This is a genomic window from Sphingobium sp. LMA1-1-1.1 (assembly GCF_040676365.1).
In the GTDB taxonomy this organism is placed as follows: domain Bacteria; phylum Pseudomonadota; class Alphaproteobacteria; order Sphingomonadales; family Sphingomonadaceae; genus Sphingobium.
Window position 1 is genome coordinate 355,985 of sequence record NZ_JBEGHS010000001.1, and the last position, 17,386, is coordinate 373,370.

Annotated in this window: 18 protein-coding genes; 6 read left to right on the forward strand and 12 right to left on the reverse strand. The window is 62.1% G+C overall.

Translation table 11 applies throughout. From position 1 onward, the window contains the following. The first annotated feature begins 7 nt into the window (after positions 1 to 7). Together MRBLMA1_RS01780 and MRBLMA1_RS01785 are read left to right on the forward strand one after the other, a co-directional pair. Positions 8 to 409 (forward strand): M67 family metallopeptidase, encoded by a 402-nt coding sequence (locus tag MRBLMA1_RS01780; protein WP_363734668.1) that lies wholly within the window; start codon positions 8 to 10, stop codon positions 407 to 409. Positions 410 to 490: 81 nt separating this feature from the next. Further along, positions 491 to 1,144 (forward strand): histidine phosphotransferase family protein, encoded by a 654-nt coding sequence (locus MRBLMA1_RS01785; protein ID WP_133652129.1) that lies wholly within the window; start codon positions 491 to 493, stop codon positions 1,142 to 1,144. Here MRBLMA1_RS01785 and MRBLMA1_RS01790 read toward each other — a convergent pair. The 4 genes from MRBLMA1_RS01790 to map all read right to left on the reverse strand — a co-directional run bounded on the left by MRBLMA1_RS01790 (position 1,141) and on the right by map (position 5,448). Next, positions 1,141 to 2,193 (reverse strand): NAD(P)H-dependent flavin oxidoreductase, encoded by a 1,053-nt coding sequence (locus tag MRBLMA1_RS01790; protein ID WP_363734669.1) that lies wholly within the window; start codon positions 2,191 to 2,193, stop codon positions 1,141 to 1,143. The two genes, MRBLMA1_RS01785 and MRBLMA1_RS01790, sit on opposite strands and share 4 nt — an antisense overlap. A gap of 337 nt (positions 2,194 to 2,530) precedes the next feature. Then, complete coding sequence (glnA, locus tag MRBLMA1_RS01795) at positions 2,531 to 3,943, reverse strand: type I glutamate--ammonia ligase (protein ID WP_363734670.1); 1,413 nt, start codon at positions 3,941 to 3,943, stop codon at positions 2,531 to 2,533. Positions 3,944 to 4,038: 95 nt separating this feature from the next. Next, positions 4,039 to 4,377 (reverse strand): P-II family nitrogen regulator, encoded by a 339-nt coding sequence (locus tag MRBLMA1_RS01800; protein WP_007685085.1) that lies wholly within the window; start codon positions 4,375 to 4,377, stop codon positions 4,039 to 4,041. A 240-nt stretch (positions 4,378 to 4,617) separates the two neighbouring features. After that, entirely contained in the window at positions 4,618 to 5,448 is an 831-nt protein-coding gene (gene map / locus MRBLMA1_RS01805) for a type I methionyl aminopeptidase (RefSeq protein WP_363735370.1), read from the reverse strand. A 79-nt stretch (positions 5,449 to 5,527) separates the two neighbouring features. Between map and MRBLMA1_RS01810 the strand changes: the two genes are divergently transcribed. Then, entirely contained in the window at positions 5,528 to 6,289 is a 762-nt protein-coding gene (locus MRBLMA1_RS01810; protein ID WP_363735371.1) for a competence/damage-inducible protein A, read from the forward strand. Here MRBLMA1_RS01810 and MRBLMA1_RS01815 read toward each other — a convergent pair. Further along, positions 6,286 to 6,711: a beta-ketoacyl synthase N-terminal-like domain-containing protein gene (locus MRBLMA1_RS01815; RefSeq protein WP_363734671.1), complete on the reverse strand. Its 426-nt coding sequence runs from the start codon at positions 6,709 to 6,711 to the stop codon at positions 6,286 to 6,288. The genes MRBLMA1_RS01810 and MRBLMA1_RS01815 overlap by 4 nt on opposite strands. A 341-nt stretch (positions 6,712 to 7,052) precedes the next feature. On the opposite strand from MRBLMA1_RS01815, the gene MRBLMA1_RS01820 reads away from it, so the two are divergent. The 3 genes from MRBLMA1_RS01820 (at position 7,053) to MRBLMA1_RS01830 (ending at position 10,052) form a co-directional block, all read left to right on the forward strand. Then, the gene (locus MRBLMA1_RS01820; RefSeq protein ID WP_363734672.1) at positions 7,053 to 8,396 is read left to right on the forward strand and encodes a UDP-glucose dehydrogenase family protein; all 1,344 of its coding nucleotides are present in this window, start codon (positions 7,053 to 7,055) and stop codon (positions 8,394 to 8,396) included. 35 nt (positions 8,397 to 8,431) lie between these two features. Next, positions 8,432 to 8,845, forward strand: coding sequence for a hypothetical protein (locus tag MRBLMA1_RS01825; protein WP_363734673.1), 414 nt, complete (start codon positions 8,432 to 8,434; stop codon positions 8,843 to 8,845). A gap of 61 nt (positions 8,846 to 8,906) precedes the next feature. After that, positions 8,907 to 10,052, forward strand: a complete 1,146-nt coding sequence (locus tag MRBLMA1_RS01830) for a glycoside hydrolase family 16 protein (protein WP_363734674.1) — start codon at positions 8,907 to 8,909, stop codon at positions 10,050 to 10,052. Here the strand turns inward: MRBLMA1_RS01830 and MRBLMA1_RS01835 are convergent. From MRBLMA1_RS01835 to MRBLMA1_RS01865, 7 genes are read right to left on the reverse strand one after another with little or no spacing between them, the layout of a single operon-like run. Next, a complete protein-coding gene (locus MRBLMA1_RS01835; protein ID WP_363734675.1) occupies positions 10,037 to 10,972 on the reverse strand; it encodes a glycosyltransferase family 2 protein in 936 nt (311 codons plus the stop codon). The genes MRBLMA1_RS01830 and MRBLMA1_RS01835 overlap by 16 nt on opposite strands. Then, positions 10,972 to 12,057, reverse strand: a complete 1,086-nt coding sequence (locus tag MRBLMA1_RS01840; RefSeq protein ID WP_363734676.1) for an acyltransferase family protein — start codon at positions 12,055 to 12,057, stop codon at positions 10,972 to 10,974. The genes MRBLMA1_RS01835 and MRBLMA1_RS01840 overlap by 1 nt, the downstream gene beginning before the upstream one ends. Continuing rightward, the gene (locus MRBLMA1_RS01845; RefSeq protein WP_133652120.1) at positions 12,054 to 13,181 is read right to left on the reverse strand and encodes an endo-1,4-beta-xylanase; all 1,128 of its coding nucleotides are present in this window, start codon (positions 13,179 to 13,181) and stop codon (positions 12,054 to 12,056) included. The genes MRBLMA1_RS01840 and MRBLMA1_RS01845 overlap by 4 nt, the downstream gene beginning before the upstream one ends. Beyond that, positions 13,178 to 14,146 (reverse strand): glycosyltransferase family 2 protein, encoded by a 969-nt coding sequence (locus MRBLMA1_RS01850; RefSeq protein ID WP_363734677.1) that lies wholly within the window; start codon positions 14,144 to 14,146, stop codon positions 13,178 to 13,180. Before MRBLMA1_RS01850 ends, MRBLMA1_RS01845 begins: the two co-directional genes overlap by 4 nt. Then, entirely contained in the window at positions 14,146 to 15,102 is a 957-nt protein-coding gene (locus tag MRBLMA1_RS01855; RefSeq protein ID WP_363734678.1) for a glycosyltransferase family 2 protein, read from the reverse strand. The genes MRBLMA1_RS01850 and MRBLMA1_RS01855 overlap by 1 nt, the downstream gene beginning before the upstream one ends. Then, on the reverse strand, positions 15,099 to 16,028 hold the full coding sequence (locus MRBLMA1_RS01860; protein ID WP_363734679.1) for a glycosyltransferase family 2 protein: 930 nt from the start codon (positions 16,026 to 16,028) through the stop codon (positions 15,099 to 15,101). The genes MRBLMA1_RS01855 and MRBLMA1_RS01860 overlap by 4 nt, the downstream gene beginning before the upstream one ends. Then, positions 16,021 to 17,385, reverse strand: coding sequence for an O-antigen ligase family protein (locus MRBLMA1_RS01865; protein WP_363734680.1), 1,365 nt, complete (start codon positions 17,383 to 17,385; stop codon positions 16,021 to 16,023). Before MRBLMA1_RS01865 ends, MRBLMA1_RS01860 begins: the two co-directional genes overlap by 8 nt. Between the last annotated feature and the right edge of the window lies 1 nt (position 17,386).

A 17,386-nucleotide genomic window follows, 5' to 3' on the forward strand; every position in this document is an offset into this window, starting at 1 on the left:
CGTAGGAATGAAGGTTGCGATTTCAAGGGGTCTGCTGGAACAAATCATGTCCGAAGCGGCGGCGGACAGGCGGGAGGTCTGCGGCTTGCTCCTGGGGACGCGGGAACGGATCGAGGCAGTTCGGCCCGCGGCCAATGTCGCGGCCGACCCGGAACGCCATTTCGAACTCGATCCCGTGGTGCTGATCGCGGCTCATCGTGCGGCGCGTGCCGGCGGGGCGCGGATTCTGGGGCATTACCATTCGCATCCAGCCGGTCAGGCCGCGCCCTCCCGGACAGATGCAGCCTGCGCGGCGCCCGACAACAGCCTCTGGTTGATCGTGGGAGAGGGGATGGCCCGCCTGTGGATTGCCAGGGCGGGGCAAGACGGACGGGTGCAATTTGTCGAGGCTTTGCTCGACATCATGTGAGGGAGGGTTGCATCGCGCGGCGGGGCAGCGCATTAGCCGTTCATTCCTTCCTGTTCATTTTTCCGGCGGCAGCGAACCTTCATGACCAATCCGATCGACAGCATCGATTTTGCCAGCCTGCTCTGCTCGCGCCTGTGCCATGATCTGCTGAGTCCGGTCGGCGCGCTCAACAACGGGCTTGAACTGATGGCGGATGAGACGGATCCGGAAATGCGCCAGCGTTGCCTGGACCTGCTGGCTGACAGTGCCAAAACCTCTGCGAACAAGCTGAAATTCTTCCGCCTGGCATTCGGTTCTGCCGGCGGCTTTGGCGATGCCGTGCCGACGCATGAGGCGCGGGTGGCCATAGAGGGCATGTTCGCGGCTTCGGGACGGGTGAAGATCGGCTGGCTGGTCGAGGATGACATGCTGGAAAAGCTGCCCGTGAAGGTGCTGCTGAACCTGGCGCTGATCGCGGGCGATGCGCTGGTGCGCGGCGGTCAGCTCGACATCGGGGCGGAAAAGAGGCCAGGCGTGACAGAGATCGTCGTGCGGGCGGAAGGACCGAAGCTGGTGCTTGATCCCGACCTGCGCGCCGCTCTGGCGGGCACTTTGCCGCTGGAGGGGCTTGCGTCGCGCACATCTGCGGCTTGGATGGTGCGAACTTTGGTGACGAGCGTCGGTGGCGAGATCGCATTGTCGCCCGCCGGCGAGCCGATATTGCTGTTCGGCGCATCCATTCCTGAAGTCCGTTAAGCGCTTTCCCGCATTTCCCTGGCCAGAAGGTCGATAAGATCGGCGGCTGGCATGGCGCGAGCCAGTGGCGCACCCTGGCCTGCCCATTGCGCGCCGAAGCCGCCTTCGCCCCTGGCCCTCGCGGCAGCATTGAGCGCTTTGCCGGCATCATAGGCAATGGGATAGGCGGGGGGCTGCGCTGCTGCCTCGGCACCCCAGGCGGTGAAGCGATTGGCGAGACAGCGGGCCGGGCGACCCGAAATGACGCGGGTCATCACAGTATGATGGGCAGCTGCACTGGCGAGTGCGGCGCGATAGGCTTCGTCGGCGCTGCTTTCGGGGCAGGCGATGAAGGCAGTGCCAAGTTGCGCTGCGACTGCGCCAAGCGCGAGTGCGGCGCGGATGCTCTGTCCGTCCATGATGCCGCCCGCCGCGATCACGGGCAGGCTGCATCGAGTGGCGAGCAGACGGGTGAGGGCGAAGGTGCCGAGCTGGTCGTCAAGGGCTTCCGGATCAAAGGCACCCCTATGGCCGCCAGCTTCATAGCCCTGGGCGACTATGGCGTCGATGCCTGCTTGCTCTGCCGCACGCGCTTCCACCTCATTGGTCGCTGTGGCAAGCAGCAGACATCCCGCCTGTTTGAGCGCGGCGATGGCGGCCGGACTGGGCAATCCGAAATGGAAGCTGACAACCGCCGGGGCGAGGTCGATCAACATCGCAAGCATCGCATCATCTTCGACGAAGCTGCGGTAGATTTCGCGCAGCGCCGCTGGAGGGCGGGCGTCATAGGCCCGGAACATCGGCGTCAGGGCAGTGAGCCAGGCCGCTTCCCTGACGGGGTCATTGCGGGCAGGCGCATGTGCGAAGAGGTTGACGTTGAACGGGCGACCGGTCTGTGCGCGGACAGCCTCTATCATCGAACGGCCGCTTTCGGCGTCGGCCGCACCCACGGCGATGGAACCAAGCGCACCGGCGTTGGAGACAGCCGCCGCCATGGCGGGCGTCGACACACCGGCCATGGGTGCCTGGATAATCGGATGGGACAGGCCTAGCGACTCGATGAGCGACATGAGGCCGATTGTCGGATTTCTACTGGAGGCAGGCAATGGGCGGATTCGAGGGTAGATTCCGGCTGAAGCTGAACTTGCCGATAGGCTCATCAGGCGCGCTGCGCCTCTGCCAAGGCGTCTGATGAGATGGGCGGCCTATGAGAGATCCGTCCCGGCTGCGCAATAATCGCAACCTGTGTACTGGGCTCCTGCCTTCGCAGGAGCACGACTTATCCGCAGCGGATATCGGCGCAACTATCCCCGCCCAATCGGAAGGGGCCCGGCCGCTTGCGCGACCGAGCCCCTTTCCTCGACAGTTCCGAACGGATCAGGCCTGAATTGCTCAGGCCCGAACGGATCAGGCGCTGTAATACATGTCGAATTCGACCGGCGAGGGAGCCATTTCCCAGCGGTACACTTCGGGCCACTTGAGTTCGAGATAGGCCTCGATCTGGTCCTTGGTGAACACGTCGCCCTTCAGCAGGAAGTCGTGGTCGGCAGCCAGCGAGTTCAGCGCTTCACGCAGCGAACCGCAAACGGTCGGCACCTGGCTCAGTTCTTCCGGCGGCAGGTCGTACAGGTTCTTGTCCATCGCGGCGCCCGGATGGATCTTGTTCTCGATGCCGTCGAGGCCAGCCATCAGCAGCGCCGAATAGCACAGATAGGGGTTGGCCATCGCGTCGGGGAAGCGGAATTCCACGCGCTTCGCCTTGGCGCCCGCGCCGTAGGGAATGCGGCAGGAGGCCGAACGGTTACGAGCCGAATAGGCCAGCAGAACCGGCGCTTCGAAGCCCGGCACCAGACGCTTGTAGCTGTTGGTGGTCGGGTTGGTGAAGGCATTCAGCGCCTTGGCGTGCTTGATGACGCCGCCAATGAAATAGAGGCAGGTATCTGACAGGCCCGCATAGCCTTCGCCTGCGAAGAGGGGCTTGCCGCCTTCCCAGATCGACATGTGGGTGTGCATGCCCGATCCGTTGTCCTGGGCGATCGGCTTCGGCATGAAGGTCGCGGTCTTGCCATAGGCCTGGGCGACCATCTGCACGACATATTTGTAGATCTGCATGCGGTCGGCGGTCTGGACCAGCGTACCGAAGGTCAGGCCGAGTTCGTGCTGGGCAGCGGCCACCTCGTGGTGGTGCTTGTCGCAGGGCAGGCCCATTTCGAGCATGGTCGAAACCATTTCGGCGCGAATGTCGGTGCAGGGATCGACCGGCGCGACAGGGAAATAGCCGCCCTTGGCGCGCGGACGGTGGGCGAGGTTGCCGCCCTCATATTCCTTGCCAGTGTTGGTCGGCAGTTCGATATCGTCGATCTTGAAGAAGGATTCGCTATAGTCCGAGTTGAAGCGGACGTCGTCGAACATGAAGAATTCGGCTTCCGGACCGACATAGACGGTGTCGCCGAAACCGGCCGACTTGACGAAGGCTTCCGCGCGCTTCGCGGTCGAACGCGGGTCGCGGCTGTACAGTTCGCCGGTGTCGGGTTCGACGATGTCGCAGAACAGGATCAGCATCGGCGTGGCGCTGAACGGATCGACATAGACGGCGTCCAGGTCGGGCTTCAGGATCATGTCCGACTCGTTGATCGCCTTCCAGCCTTCGATCGACGAACCGTCGAACATCAGGCCCTGGGTCAGCTCATCCTCGCCCAGCACCGAAGACACCATGGTCAGGTGCTGCCACTTGCCCTTGGGATCGGTGAAGCGGACATCGACCCATTCGATTTCCTTTTCCTCGATCATCTTCAGGATGTCTTTAGGCGTATTAGCCATGTGAACCTTGCCCTTCTTTCATGATACCCCCCCGAAGGGGTAGGTTGATGTGGTCAGCCGCCAGACCCCTGTAAGCCGGCGAGAAGTCGGTAAAATCAGATGGCGTCGCTGTCGCGCTCACCGGTGCGGATGCGGACTGCGCCTTCGATGTTGGAAATGAAGATCTTGCCATCGCCGATGCGCCCGGTCTGTGCGGCAGCCGAGATCGCTTCCACCACCCGTTCGGCCAGCGAGTCGTCGACGACGACCTCCAACTTCACCTTGGGCAGGAAATCGACCACATATTCAGCGCCGCGATACAGTTCCGTATGGCCTTTCTGGCGGCCAAACCCTTTGGCTTCGGTAACGGTGATGCCCGAAACGCCCACTTCGTGAAGAGCTTCCTTCACTTCGTCGAGCTTGAACGGTTTGATGATCGCTTCGATCTTCTTCATCTCTAGGTATCCCAACTCAAACGCGCGCCAGATGACGGGTTTCATCCCGCCCTTCGTCCTGATCGAGCGACGGTCTTCATGCCCCCCTAAGGCACGCGCCGCCTCTCTTCCTAATCAACTACCGTGCCAATTAGCGAATCGCCGGAAACTGCTTTCCGCGATGCAGCAACTTTTGTCCATATTGCCCGAAATACGGGCAATATCATGACGTCATGCCCATTTTTTAGGCATATCCTGGAGTCAGAGCCGATAGGGCGGCGCGTCGAGACCCGCAGGGCTCTTGGTAAAGATCTCGCAGCCGGTTTCGGTAATGCCGATGCTATGCTCGAACTGCGCGGAAAGCGTGCGATCGCGTGTCACGGCCGTCCACCCGTCCTCCAGCATCTTCACGCCCGGCTTGCCGATGTTGATCATCGGTTCGATGGTGAAGAACATGCCAGGCTTGAGCTCCGGCCCGGTGCCCGGGCGGCCGACATGGACCACCTCCGGACTGTCATGAAACACGCGGCCCAGACCATGGCCGCAGAAATCGCGCACGACGCCATAGCGGTGCTTTTCCGCGTGGCGCTGGATGGCATGACCGATGTCGCCCAGAGTGTTGCCGGGTCGCGCCTGTTCGATCCCCAGCATCAGGCATTCATAGGTAACTTCGACCAACCGCCGCGCCTTGATGGGGGCTTCACCGCAAATGTACATGCGGCTGCTGTCGCCGTGCCAGCCGTCGACCAGCGGTGTCACGTCTATGTTCAGGATATCGCCTTCCTTGAGCTTCTGCTCGCCCGGAATGCCGTGACAGATGACATTGTTGAGCGAGATGCAGCAACTGTGGGTATATCCGCGATAGCCCAGGGTCGCGGGCACGCCGCCGCCATCCAGTGTCATGCGGCGAACAATATCGTCCAGTTCGCCGGTGGTGACGCCCGGCACGACATGGGGGACCAGCGCGTCCAATATTTCCGCCGCCAATCGCCCCGCCTTGCGCATGCCATCGAAACCGGCCGCGTCGTAGAGCTTGATCGCGGTCGAGCGGGAAATCGGCGCGTCCGCCGTCATCGTCATATATTCGGTCATGGGGTGATTATAGGCGGTGAAGCCGCATAATGCGAGGGGGCGGCTAGGCATGGCGCACGGCAGAGGCTATGGCCAGCCCATGGCCGACCCAACCCGCATATGGACCGCCGCACTGATCGTGATCGGCGACGAGATTCTCTCGGGAAGGACGCAGGACAAGAATGTGTCGCAGATTGCGACATGGCTCAATGTGCAGGGCATTCGCCTGCGCGAAGTCCGCGTCGTCGCGGACGAGAGCGACGCGATCGTCGAGGCTGTGAACACGCTTCGGGCGCGGAACGATTATCTGTTCACGACCGGCGGCATCGGGCCGACCCACGACGATATCACCGTGGATGCCATCGCCGCGGCACTCGGGGTGCCTGTGGAAATCCATCCCGAGGCGCGAGCAATGCTCTCAAACTATTATGAAACGCGCGGCGGCCTGACCGAGGCGCGTCTGCGCATGGCCCGCGCGCCGGCCGGATCGAGCCTGATCGAGAACCGGATGTCCGGCGCTCCAGGCATCCGGCATGGCAACATCTTCATCATGGCTGGCGTTCCGCATATCACGGCGGGGATGCTGGACAGCCTGACGGGAACGCTGGAAGGTGGTTTGCCTGTGCTGTCCACCACCATAGGCTGCTGGGTGGCGGAAAGCGAGATCGCAGACCTCCTCGGCGCTACAGAGCGGGCGCATGAAGGGTGCCAGATCGGCAGCTATCCCTTTTTCCGCGAAGGACGGACAGGCGCGAATTTCGTGATCCGATCTGTCAATGCGGAGGATCTGGGCCAGTGCGTGGCGGATCTGGTTGCCGGGCTGGAACGCGGCGGCTGGCCTGTAGTCGCCGGGGGTATTTAAGCGTCCCTTCGGTTGCTTTCCGAAGGGGAGCATTCCTGGTCTGGGCGGGTCAGGCGCCCGCCCCAGCGGTGATCGATCGAATAATATTCCACATTGGACATGCTTTCGACGCCGCCTGCGATCACCATGTCGGCCGCGCCGGTCCGGATACGCATGGCAGCGTCGATCACCGCCTGGAGGCCGGAACCGCAGCGGCGGTCGAGCTGAACGCCGGGGATGGATTCCGGCAGTCCCGCCGCCAGAGCTGACCAGCGGCTGATGCAGGGCGCCTCGCCATTGCCATAGTCCTGGCCGAACACGACATCGTCGATTCGTTCAGGGTCGATCTTCGTTCGTTCCACCAGCGCCTTGATGATGGCACCCAGATCGCCCGCCGTCATCGACTTGAGGGAACCGCCCATTTGCACGTTGCGGTCCGCCATATCCCGGGCAGTTTCAGATGTATGATATTTTGAGCGGCGCGTTTTCATGTTTCGCTTGCGCCTCGGCTCAGCCCGAATTCCTGAACGATCCGCTTCCAGATCCGCGTCCATATGTGTGCGAAGAGCGGCAAGTCGCGTTGCATCCATGCTGCGCAGCGTTATGCTGCGCTGCGTCAATTGCCGGCTGGATCCGGCCATTGGGCAACAGGCTAGGTCGCCTGACGCTCAGCCTATGATGAGGGATGAAGATCGCCACGTCGGGGTTTCCCGTAATGGCCTCGTGCGTCCTTTCATGATCGGTTGGCGGTTGTTCGAAAGCCGTTTGAAGAAGGAGAATAGTGATGCGGATCGTTATGACCGGCTCGGGCTATGTCGGCCTGGTATCCGGTGCCTGTCTCGCGGACTTCGGCCATGATGTCATCTGTGTGGACAAGGATGTGCGCAAGATCGAGTTATTGCAGGGTGGTGGCGTGCCGATTTATGAGCCAGGCCTTGCCGATCTGATCGCGCGCAATGTGAAGGCGGGTCGCCTGACTTTCACGACTGATCTTGCCGGATCGGTCAGCCAGGCCGACGTGGTGTTCATCGCCGTGGGCACGCCCGCCCGGCGGGGTGATGGTCATGCCGACCTCAGCTATGTTTACGCCGCTGCGCAGGAAATCGCGTCCAATCTGAGCGGCTTTACCGTAATCGTTACCAAGTCCACGGTTCCGGTTGGTACGGGCGATGAGGTTGACCGCATCGTCCGCGAAACCAATCCCGATGCGCAGTTCGCCGTCGCCTCCAATCCCGAATTCTTGCGCGAAGGCGCTGCGATCCAGGATTTCAAGCGCCCCGACCGCATTGTCGTCGGCATAGAGGACGAACGTGCCCGTCCGGTTATGGAGGAGGTCTATCGCCCCCTCTATCTCAATCAGGCGCCGATCCAGTTCACCGGCCGTCGAACGAGCGAACTCATCAAATATGCCGCCAACGCCTTCCTGGCGATGAAGATCACCTATATCAACGAAATCGCCGAACTATGCGAAAATGTCGGCGCGGACGTTCAGCAGGTGGCACGCGGCATCGGTCTGGATAACCGGATTGGTTCGAAATTCCTTCATGCAGGCCCCGGCTATGGCGGCTCCTGCTTCCCGAAGGATACGCTGGCGTTGGTCAAGACGGCGGAGGATGCCGGCGCGCCGATCCGGTTGATCGAGACGACCGTGGCAATCAACGAAAGTCGCAAGCGGGCCATGGCGCGCAAGGTCGTAGCCGTTTGCAACGGATCGGTGCGCGGCAAGACGATCGCTGTGCTGGGACTGACCTTCAAGCCCAATACGGATGACATGCGCGACGCGCCGTCGATCGCGATCATCCAGGCCCTGCAGGACGGCGGCGCGCAGGTGCGGGCCTATGATCCTGAGGGGATGGATGCAGCCCGCATGATGATAACGGATGTCGACTTCTGCGATAATCCCTATGTCGCCGCGCAAGGGGCCGCCGCTGTCGTGATCGTTACCGAGTGGGATGCGCTGCGGGCGCTGGATCTGCCGCGTCTCAAGGGCGTCATGAGCGGCGACGGTCTGGTCGACCTGCGGAATATCTATCGTCCCGCCGATGCGGAGGCGGCCGGCTTTGTCTATGTCAGCGTTGGTCGCGGTGCCACTCCCGAAATAGAGGAACTGGTGCAGGCAGCAGAATAGGCTGCGGCGCACATTCCATTCCCCTGTAGGGAAGCATGGAGAAGAAGCGCTCCCGGCTTTGCGCCGGGGGCGTTATTCGTTTTCGCGAAGTCTCCGCGAAAAAAGATATCATATCGATTCTGAAAATATCGCCGATTTGGGCGATCTTCAGGCATGTTGTTCAACAACTCGTCGCAAATTTCCAAAGGATACGACGAGTCGTCGTTGACCCGAGGTTTTTGTTAACCTTCTTGGGAGACCCTATAGGGGTAACTTTGGGGGTCGCAAACCATGCCTGTCAAAATGACTGGCTCCGTTATCGGAGCCGGAATGCTTTGTATTTTCGCAGCGGGAGCCGCTACGATCATGACAACAACGTCGACATCAACCATGACGTCGACCACAACCACCAGCTCGCAGCTTGTTGCAGCCACGAGTTCGACGACCACAACGTCGACGACGAACAGTAGTTCCACGACGACGAACACTGTTTCGGATTTTTCCACCTTTGATTTCGCCAATGGGACGAGGATGCCGGAAAAGGCGACGCTTTCCCTGGGCGATGCCAGTTTTCGTCCGGGCAGCAGCGTAGCCTATGTTCCAGTGTCGCTCGACCGGCCAACACCCAATACGGTGATTGCGCGGATCACCACCGTCAACGGATCGGGTACCTATCGCGCACTGTCGGGCTATAATTACCAGACGGTCGACACTGTGGTGATCTTCCGTCCGGGCGATCCGTTGGTGCAGACGGTCGCGGTTCCCATCATCGGCGCCACGGAAGGCCAGCAGTTCCAGGTAAAATTGCGGGAGGCGCCCTGGGGCGGGCTTCAGGGGCAATCGACCGCGACGGTCACGGCCAGCAGCACGGCGACGGTAACGGCCAAGGCGGCGGGAACCTTCCGGGCACCGCGCACCTTCGCGGCGACCGGCACGCTTCAGTTCGAATTGCTCAAGGGCACGCACAAACGATCGCCCGATGGCGGTTGGGATCGCTGGGCGACCTCCCTTGCCAATGGCCGGACCCAGGTCGCCAACGGGGAAACCGGTCTCTATCTCGATTCCAGTATTTTCCCTGGTATCGAGGGGCCAGTCTATTGGAGCGCCTATGGCCTCGTCCTCCACACGCAGAAGCTGAAGACGCCGATCAGCTATGGCGGGCAGAACTGGTATTATGGATCGTCGGTGCTCGATGGCCGCAACTTCCTGGCGACTCAGATCGGCTACGGGCAATATGAATGGGAAGCGAAGATGCCCAACCGGCGCGGATCATGGCCGGCATTCTGGCTCGTATCCACCAGCGGCTGGCCGCCCGAGATCGATATTTACGAGGGGTTCGGCTATCAGAGCTACTGGGATTTCGATCGCCATGTAGCCCACACCCTTCATGTCGGCACCAACAGTACCCGATATGACCAGCGGGGCATCACGATCCAGACGCAGCAGGCCTATGGCCTCAGCGGCTATTCGCAGGGCTTCCATCGTTTCGCCGTGGACATCCAGCGCGACTACATCACCTGGTTCGTGGATGGCGTCGAAACCTATCAGTCGGTCAATCCCTTCCAGGGTTTCCGCTTTTATCCGATCATGGATGTCGCGGTGAAGACCAGCGGCGCCTATGATGACGGATCGGGCGACATGGTCATCAAGAGCTTCAGGATCTACAGCGCGCCATAATGGCCCGCCCCGCGATGGGAGCGCCCGCGGCCCGCGAGGGCATAGAGGCGCCCCCAGCTCTTGACCCACTGCCCGGCGATGTCCACCCGACGCGCGCCGGGCAGCAGCAGGGTGGCCAGACCAGCGGTTCGCAATCCCAATATCGCGATGGATCGGACCAGCAATCTGGCGGTGCCGGTCCAGCCGGGCAGGGCCTTTTGCCGAGCCAGCGTTTCCGTGCAGCCGATGCGCCACATCCGTTTCAGCACCCAGGATAGCCGTGCCCGCTCAACCGGCACCCATTCGCTGACCCGGGCGTCGGGCGACCAGCCGAAGCGCGCTCCAGCCTCATGCAGTCGCGTCAGGAAATCCAGATCCTCTCCGCCGCTGCGGTTGAAGCGCGCATCGAAGAAGGGGCGTGCGATCATCTCGAAAGCCCGGCGGGTTACCAGCAGGTTGTTGCTTGCCCACAGCATGCCGGTCGCGCCCCATGGGCGTTGCTCGGCACGGAAAACCAGTGTTTCCCTGGCCCAGCGCGGCGCTGTCCCAACGAAGCAGCTATCCACCGGTCCGGCGACCACGTCGGCGCCCACCTGCGCCTGACAGATGAGGAGTGCATCAAGCCAGCCCGGCTGGGGCCACTCGTCATCGTCGATCATCGCCAGGAAGCGCATCGCCGGATCCTCCAGGGCGGCGTCGGCGATGGCGTTGCGGACCGCGCAAAGCCCCGGCTGCGCGACCGTCAGGAGCGTCACGGGCAGGCCATATCCATCGGCCAGCAGGGCGCGGACGACGGCGGACCCTTCCTGCCGAACCGGATCATTTTCGGCCACCAGCACCATCACGTCGTGGCGATCGGCCACGCCCGGCAGGGTCTCCAGCAGGTGGCGGAGTTGGTCCGGTCGACGGAAGGTGGGAATGGCGATCCAGATCGACGCCATCAGGCGGCTGCCTCGACCGTGGGCTTGCGGCTGCGCCCGCCACGCTGGAGCCATTTGATGAGTTGATGCCCGCGCACCTCCACAAGCGCATAGCTCGCCCAGCAGAGCAGCCAGGTCGCCACCAGCATGGCGATGATGATCAGCCCGTCGAATTCAGTGATGCCATGCCTGTGTGCGATCCCCATGCCGCGGGCGAAAACGTCACGCACCAGCGGATGCCAGAGGTAGATGGAATAGCTGATGAGGCCCAGATGGAAGCTCACCGGATTGGCCATCACCGCCCGCGCCGCCGTGCCGTTATAATAGCAACTCAGCACCAGGGCCGGCATCAGGCATACCACCAGCAGATCGACTTTCCCCGGCAGCAGCAGCGCCAGCGCGATCAGGCCGCAGATCATGGCGAAGGCGCCGGTTCGGTCGATCAACCGCCTGCACCAGCCCTTCTCCGCACAGCGATAACTCAGCACGCCCAGCGAGAAGCCGGCCAGACAGCGCAGGAGCGTCAGCACCGTGTCGCTGTCATTGACGTCCAGCGGACCGCTGGAACCTCTGCCGGACAGTGCCACCAGGCCCAATATCCCGACGCACAGCAATGCCTGGATCCACGCCGCCCGCGAAAAGGCGATGATCGCGATCAGCGGATAGATGAGGTATGCCGCGACCTCCGTGCTGACGGACCAACTGTTGCCCGCGATCGGTTCTGTTCCCCAACCCCAGCTCTGCACCATCAGCAGGTTGGAAAGAATGTTCGGTGCGTCGAGCGCGATCGCTTGGTTGCCGGAGATGTTCAGGACGATCCGCGCCATGAACACCAGCGTCACGATCAGGTGCAGCGGCCAGACCCGCGCCATGCGATTGACGAGGAAGTCGATATAGCTCGACCATCCAGGATGATTCACCACCCGGTCGTGATAGCCGAAGGAAATGACGAAGCCGCTGAGGATGAAAAAGAGATCGACCGCCAGATAGGCGCGCGAGAATAGCGGCAGGCGAAAGGCCTCGAACGCCGGATTGTGCGGAATATGGTAAAGCAAAACGGATACGGCCGCCACGCCGCGAAGGCCGGTCAGCGAGGAAATCCTCATGCTCCCGCGCTCCTCAGGACGGGGGCCGCGTCGAAAGCGGCGGCAATGGCATCCCACATCGGCTTGCGATGCATCCCTGAATCGAGGGGCAAGCCGCGCGACAATTGGCCGTCGGGCCATTTATAGTCCTTGAAATTCGACAGCCAGCTATAGCGGTCCGACAACCCCCAGCAGAGCACCGAGCGCATCGCTGGATTGTCCAATGCCACATCCAGAAAAGCTTTGGCGAACGAGGCGACTTCCTTGTCCCGCTTGTCCGGATTGGGCGGGCCGCCCTTGTCCGCCACGTCGAATTCCGTGATGGAGAGGACCAGTCCATAGCCGCGAAGCTGATCCAGAAAGCGCGCGAATACCGTCTGGCTGAAGCCTTCCTTATATGGCTTGAGATGCCCCTGAATGCCGATTGCATCCACGGGCACTTTGCGCGCCATCAGTCGGTCGAGCAGCTTCAGCATGGCGGTTCGGCGCCTCTCGCAGCGTGGAGAGTCCTGCTCTAGTCCGAAATCCGTCAGGAACCGCAGGGGCCGGGGATCGATCTCCCGCGCGCGGTGGAAGGCAATGTCGATATACTCTTCGCCCAATGCCTGCATCCACATGCTTTTTGCGCGGATGCCATCAGCGCGGCCATCATTGGGCTCAATGGCTTCATTGACGACGTCCCATTCGTCGATCTTGCCAGCGTAGCGGCGCATGGCCGTGTCGATATAGCTGGTCATCAGGGTCTGTCGCTCGGCCTGGTCGGCGGCTTGCAGAGCAGGCTCCAGCCAAGGCGGCTGCGCCGCGTACCATACCAGTGCGTGGCCCCTGGCCAGCATGCCATGCTGCTGGGCGAATGCGATGATCTGGTCAGCGCCGCTGAAATCATATTGGCCGGGCTTGGGCTCGGTCGTGCCGCGCTTCAGTTCATATTCCTCCACCACCATGTCGCATTCGCGGGCGACGGCGGCGGTGAAGTCCGGGTCTTCCCGCAACTGGCGTGACTTGATCGCGGCGCCGAAATAGCGGCCAGACCTGCGGGCATGGGCGGCAAGCCCGGCCGTGCCGCCGACTTGCGCGGCGCTCGGTGGAATCGGAGAACAGGCGGAGAGCATTGCTGCGCCAGCGAGGAATTCACGCCTTCTCATAACCTTTGTCCCTTGCCGGCCAATATGTGGGAAAGGTCGATCCAACGATCGGAAATGCGGCGATAGACCGGGTCCGGCATCACGATCTGCAACAGCACCGTCGCGGCCAGCCGAGGCCCGAATGCGCCGCGGCATACAGCACCTAGATAATAGCGCATCGCCTGCCGCCTGCTGGTCGGCCAGATGCTCTTCGCTGCATGCCAGCCCATATAGGCGGAAAAGGCGCGAGGGCTGATATGAGGGCGAAGGTCCCTCAGCCAGGTCAGGCTGCCGATACTGCCGCGGACGTGGGAAAGCCGGTCGTCCGCATGGCGATCCGCCCATATGGTGCCGGGTCGTTCCGTCATCAGAAAACGTGCCCCCGCCAGCGACAGGCGCAAGGCAAAATCTGTATCGTCGCCGAATTTCACATCTTCGCGATAGCGGACCTTCTCCGCGAGCGTTCGGCTGAGCGCCATGCTGCTGGTCTGGATGAAGCCGCGATCGCACATCAGATAGCGATCCATGGTCTCGTCATGGGCGATGGCGCGCGGCGGCTTCAGGAAATTGCGTCCCTGGCCGCGATCGGCGAGCACCTGACCATAGGCGACGACATCCCCGCTTTCCTGCAGCAGCGGCAGGAGGTCGGCCAGATGGTGGGGCAGGAAACGATCGTCGCAATCCAGAAACGCGATGTAGCGCCCGCGGGCATGGTCGATGCCCTTGTTGCGTGCCGCCGCCGCGCCGCGATTTTCCTGCACGATGACCTTGAGGCGCGGATCGTTGATCGCGCCCAGGGCAACCTCTGTCCCGTCGGTGGAACCGTCCACCACCACGATTACCTCGATGATCGCGATGGTCTGTTCCAAAGCGGACATGACGGCGGCGACAGCGGAATCGCGCCGCTGATAAGTGGGGATCACCACGGAAAACAGCGGTGCAGCGATGGCCGCCTTCAGCCTGGATGGAGGTTGCCAGGCGGTCATCACGAACTGGCTCCACTTGCGACGGTCTCAGCCTTGCCAAAGCGCAGGACGAAGCCGTTGACCAGCGAACGATAAAAGGGCTTGGGCAGATAGGATCGCAGCACCTGCCGGGCGATCACGCGGGGAGGGACGCCGCCGGCCACCATGCCGACGGCCAGATCCTTGATTGCCACCACCGGCCTGACTGGCGCCATATGATAGGCGAGCACCGTTGCGCGATAGCCGCGTCGCGCGCGGGTGGTGAGCATGTGGCCGCAGCGATCGAGCCAGTCGAGCGAGGTTTCATAGCCCTTCACATAGGATGTCCGCCCCGCCTCCGTGGCGTCGAGCCAGATCGTCAGCGGCTGGTCGATCATCCGGAAGCGCGCGCCGGCGCCCTGGAGGCGAACGCAGAAATCAAGATCCTGACCCTTTTTCAGCGCAGGGTCGAACAGGACCTGCTGCGCCATGCCGGTTGGCACGACCATGGTGCTGGTCTGCATGAACTGGTTGGCGCAGAACAGATATTCCCCGACATCCTCGCCTTCCCGAATGCCGCGATCGGGCCTGATCCAGTAGCGGTCGACCCCCCGGTCCACCTTCATCCGGGAATAGAGCACCGTTCGCCCGTCATCTCCCGCCAGCGCCTTCGCCATGATGGAAAGCTTGCCGGGAAGGAACAGGTCGTCGGAATCCAGAAACGCGATATAGCGTCCGTCCGATGCCATGATCCCCGCGTTGCGGGCCGCGCCGCCACCCGCATTGTCCTGCCGGATATAGCGGATGCGGGGATCGCCTATGGCATCGATCACGGGACGGGGATTGTCTCTTGAACCGTCGTCGATCACGACGATCTCGAAATCCTGCCAATCCTGCGTCAGCACCGACCGGATGGTGTCACCGACGATCTCCGCACGATTGTAGAGCGGGATCACGACGGAGAAAAAGGGTTGCTTGCCCAGCGCGGCCTTGGTCATGCGCCATGCACCTTTCGATATTCTTCATAATGGATTCCGGCGAGCCCAGCGATCTTGCCCGCCGCGCGATAGAGCTTGCCCAGCCGTTCGACCCGCTTGCCCCGGTCAAGCGTGGCAATGGCGCCCAGCGACCCGACAATGAAACCTGCAACAATGCGTGGCGCTTCGTTCAGCAGCGTGCGCAGCCGCCCCTTGTGGAACCGCTCCACCATCATGTCGGTCATGCCGACCCGATAGCCGCGCATCAGCAGCCATTTGGCGGTGACGCGGCTGGCGGGGATGAGTTCGGTGACGACCGCCTCCTCCGACCAGGCGAAACGGAAGCCGGCGCGCTGCATGCGGGTAAACAGCTGCTTGTCCGATCCCCCGGTGAGCGCCATGCGCTCGTCAAAGGGACGCTTCCCCATGGCGCGCAGGGCCGTGACGGCGATCAGCACATTGGCGGTGCTGTCCACCAATGCGACCGGCCCGGACTGCCCGCGCTGTTTGGGTGCAAGCAGGGGATGGTGGGCGGCCCAGGGCGCGATGGCGCTGTCCATCTCGCGCAGCACCGCGCCGCCCACTACGTCCGCCTCCCAGCGCTGCGCGGTTTCCGCCATGGCGTCGATCCAGCCAGGGGAGGCGGCCTCATCATCGTCCAGCATGGCGATATGGGTCGCGCCTGGCCGGGCCAGCGCTGCGGCGACGAGCGCGTTGCGCACGAGTGGAATGCCGCGTTCGGTAACCAGCAGGGCCTTGATCGGCCAGCGATAGCCCTTGGAGGCAAGCTTCTCGACCATGGCCAGCCCTTCCTGTCGAATGGCGTCATTATCCGCCACAAGCACTTCCAGCTTGTGCCGGGTTTGTTGGGCAGCCAGGGATTCCAGGGTTCGCTGCAATCCCTGGGGTCGGTTGCAGGTGGCGATGCACAGGATGATGTCAGCCATGAACGCGCTCCTGCGGGAGATGATACCGCCGCGTCCATTGCGGACGCGGTTTGGCCTTGAAGGTGGCGTGCGCGGCCGCGATGGCCGCAAGGAAGATCACCCAGACTTGGCGATCCTTGTCGAAAAAGCTGGTTTCCAGAAGATTCTGGTACATGACGAAAACCCAGATGGCGAAGGCTGGCACCATCAGCGCCTGATTCTCCTTGGTCGAGCCGGTGAGAAACCAGTAGACCGGCAAAGCAAGAAAGCTGACCAGCAGCATGGCGAGGCCCAACGGTCCGGTGGTCACCCAGATTTCCAGATAGCCATCATGCGAATGGGCGGTCAGCATCTGGAATTGCTGATTCAAATAATCATGCGCCGGGCTGTTGGTGCCGACCTGCCAGAAGCCGCCGAAACCAGCGCCCAGATAGGGGTGGTCGGCCAGATAATCGAAGACCACCCGCCAGATCGAAACCCGGCCGGTAAAGCTGGTGGGGTCCGCGAACAGCCGTTCGATAGTCGGCTGATAGGCGATGTAGAGGCCAAGAAACCCCACCATGCCGAAGCCCAGCATCAACAGCAATATCGCGCGCTTTTGCGTATTGTCGCTCAGCGCCCGATAGATATTGCTGATGGCCAGCATGCCGACGCACAGCGCCAGCGAGGTCTTGCTCTTGGTCCCGATCACGAAAACGAAGGCCATGACCGCGAACAGTGCATAATACCATTTGCGCCGGTCGATCCATGCATTGCCGCAGACTATGAAGGTCAGAGCCATGACGGCGCCGGCGATATTCTTGTGGAAGAAGAAACCGCGCCATGCACCGATCAGCGCCTTGTCACTTTCGGTCGGAGGATGGACGGCTGCGGGTGTCAGCGGCAGAGATATCCAGCAGATGAGAAGCGAAACGATCAGCGCGGCCCGGAGAGCGTCGAAAAGCCGCTCCGGCCCGATCAGGGACAGCGCGCAGAAGGTGATATATATCACGATGAGCTGCTGCATCGCCCGCTTGAAGGATACGAACGGGTCCACGCCCCAGGTGCAGGAAATGAAGAACCAGGCCAGCATGATCGCCAGCGGCCAGAAGGTGAACCTATATTGAAGAGGATGCTTGCGGATGATCTGCACGCCAGTCAGCAGCAAGGCGAAGCCGATGAACAACAACTGCTTGAACAGGTCCGACCCGTCATTCTCCTGCGCCATCGCCACGAGTTCGTCCTGGGTGCGGGAGGCGAAGGGCTGTTGCCCGATGAAGACCATCATGAGGAAGACGAAATAGAAGATCTGGGTGATCCAGATCATGCGTATACTCTGACCCCCGCCGGTCTGCACGGGCGGGGCGGCTATGCCGCTGCGATGCCAGCTTGTTGCCATG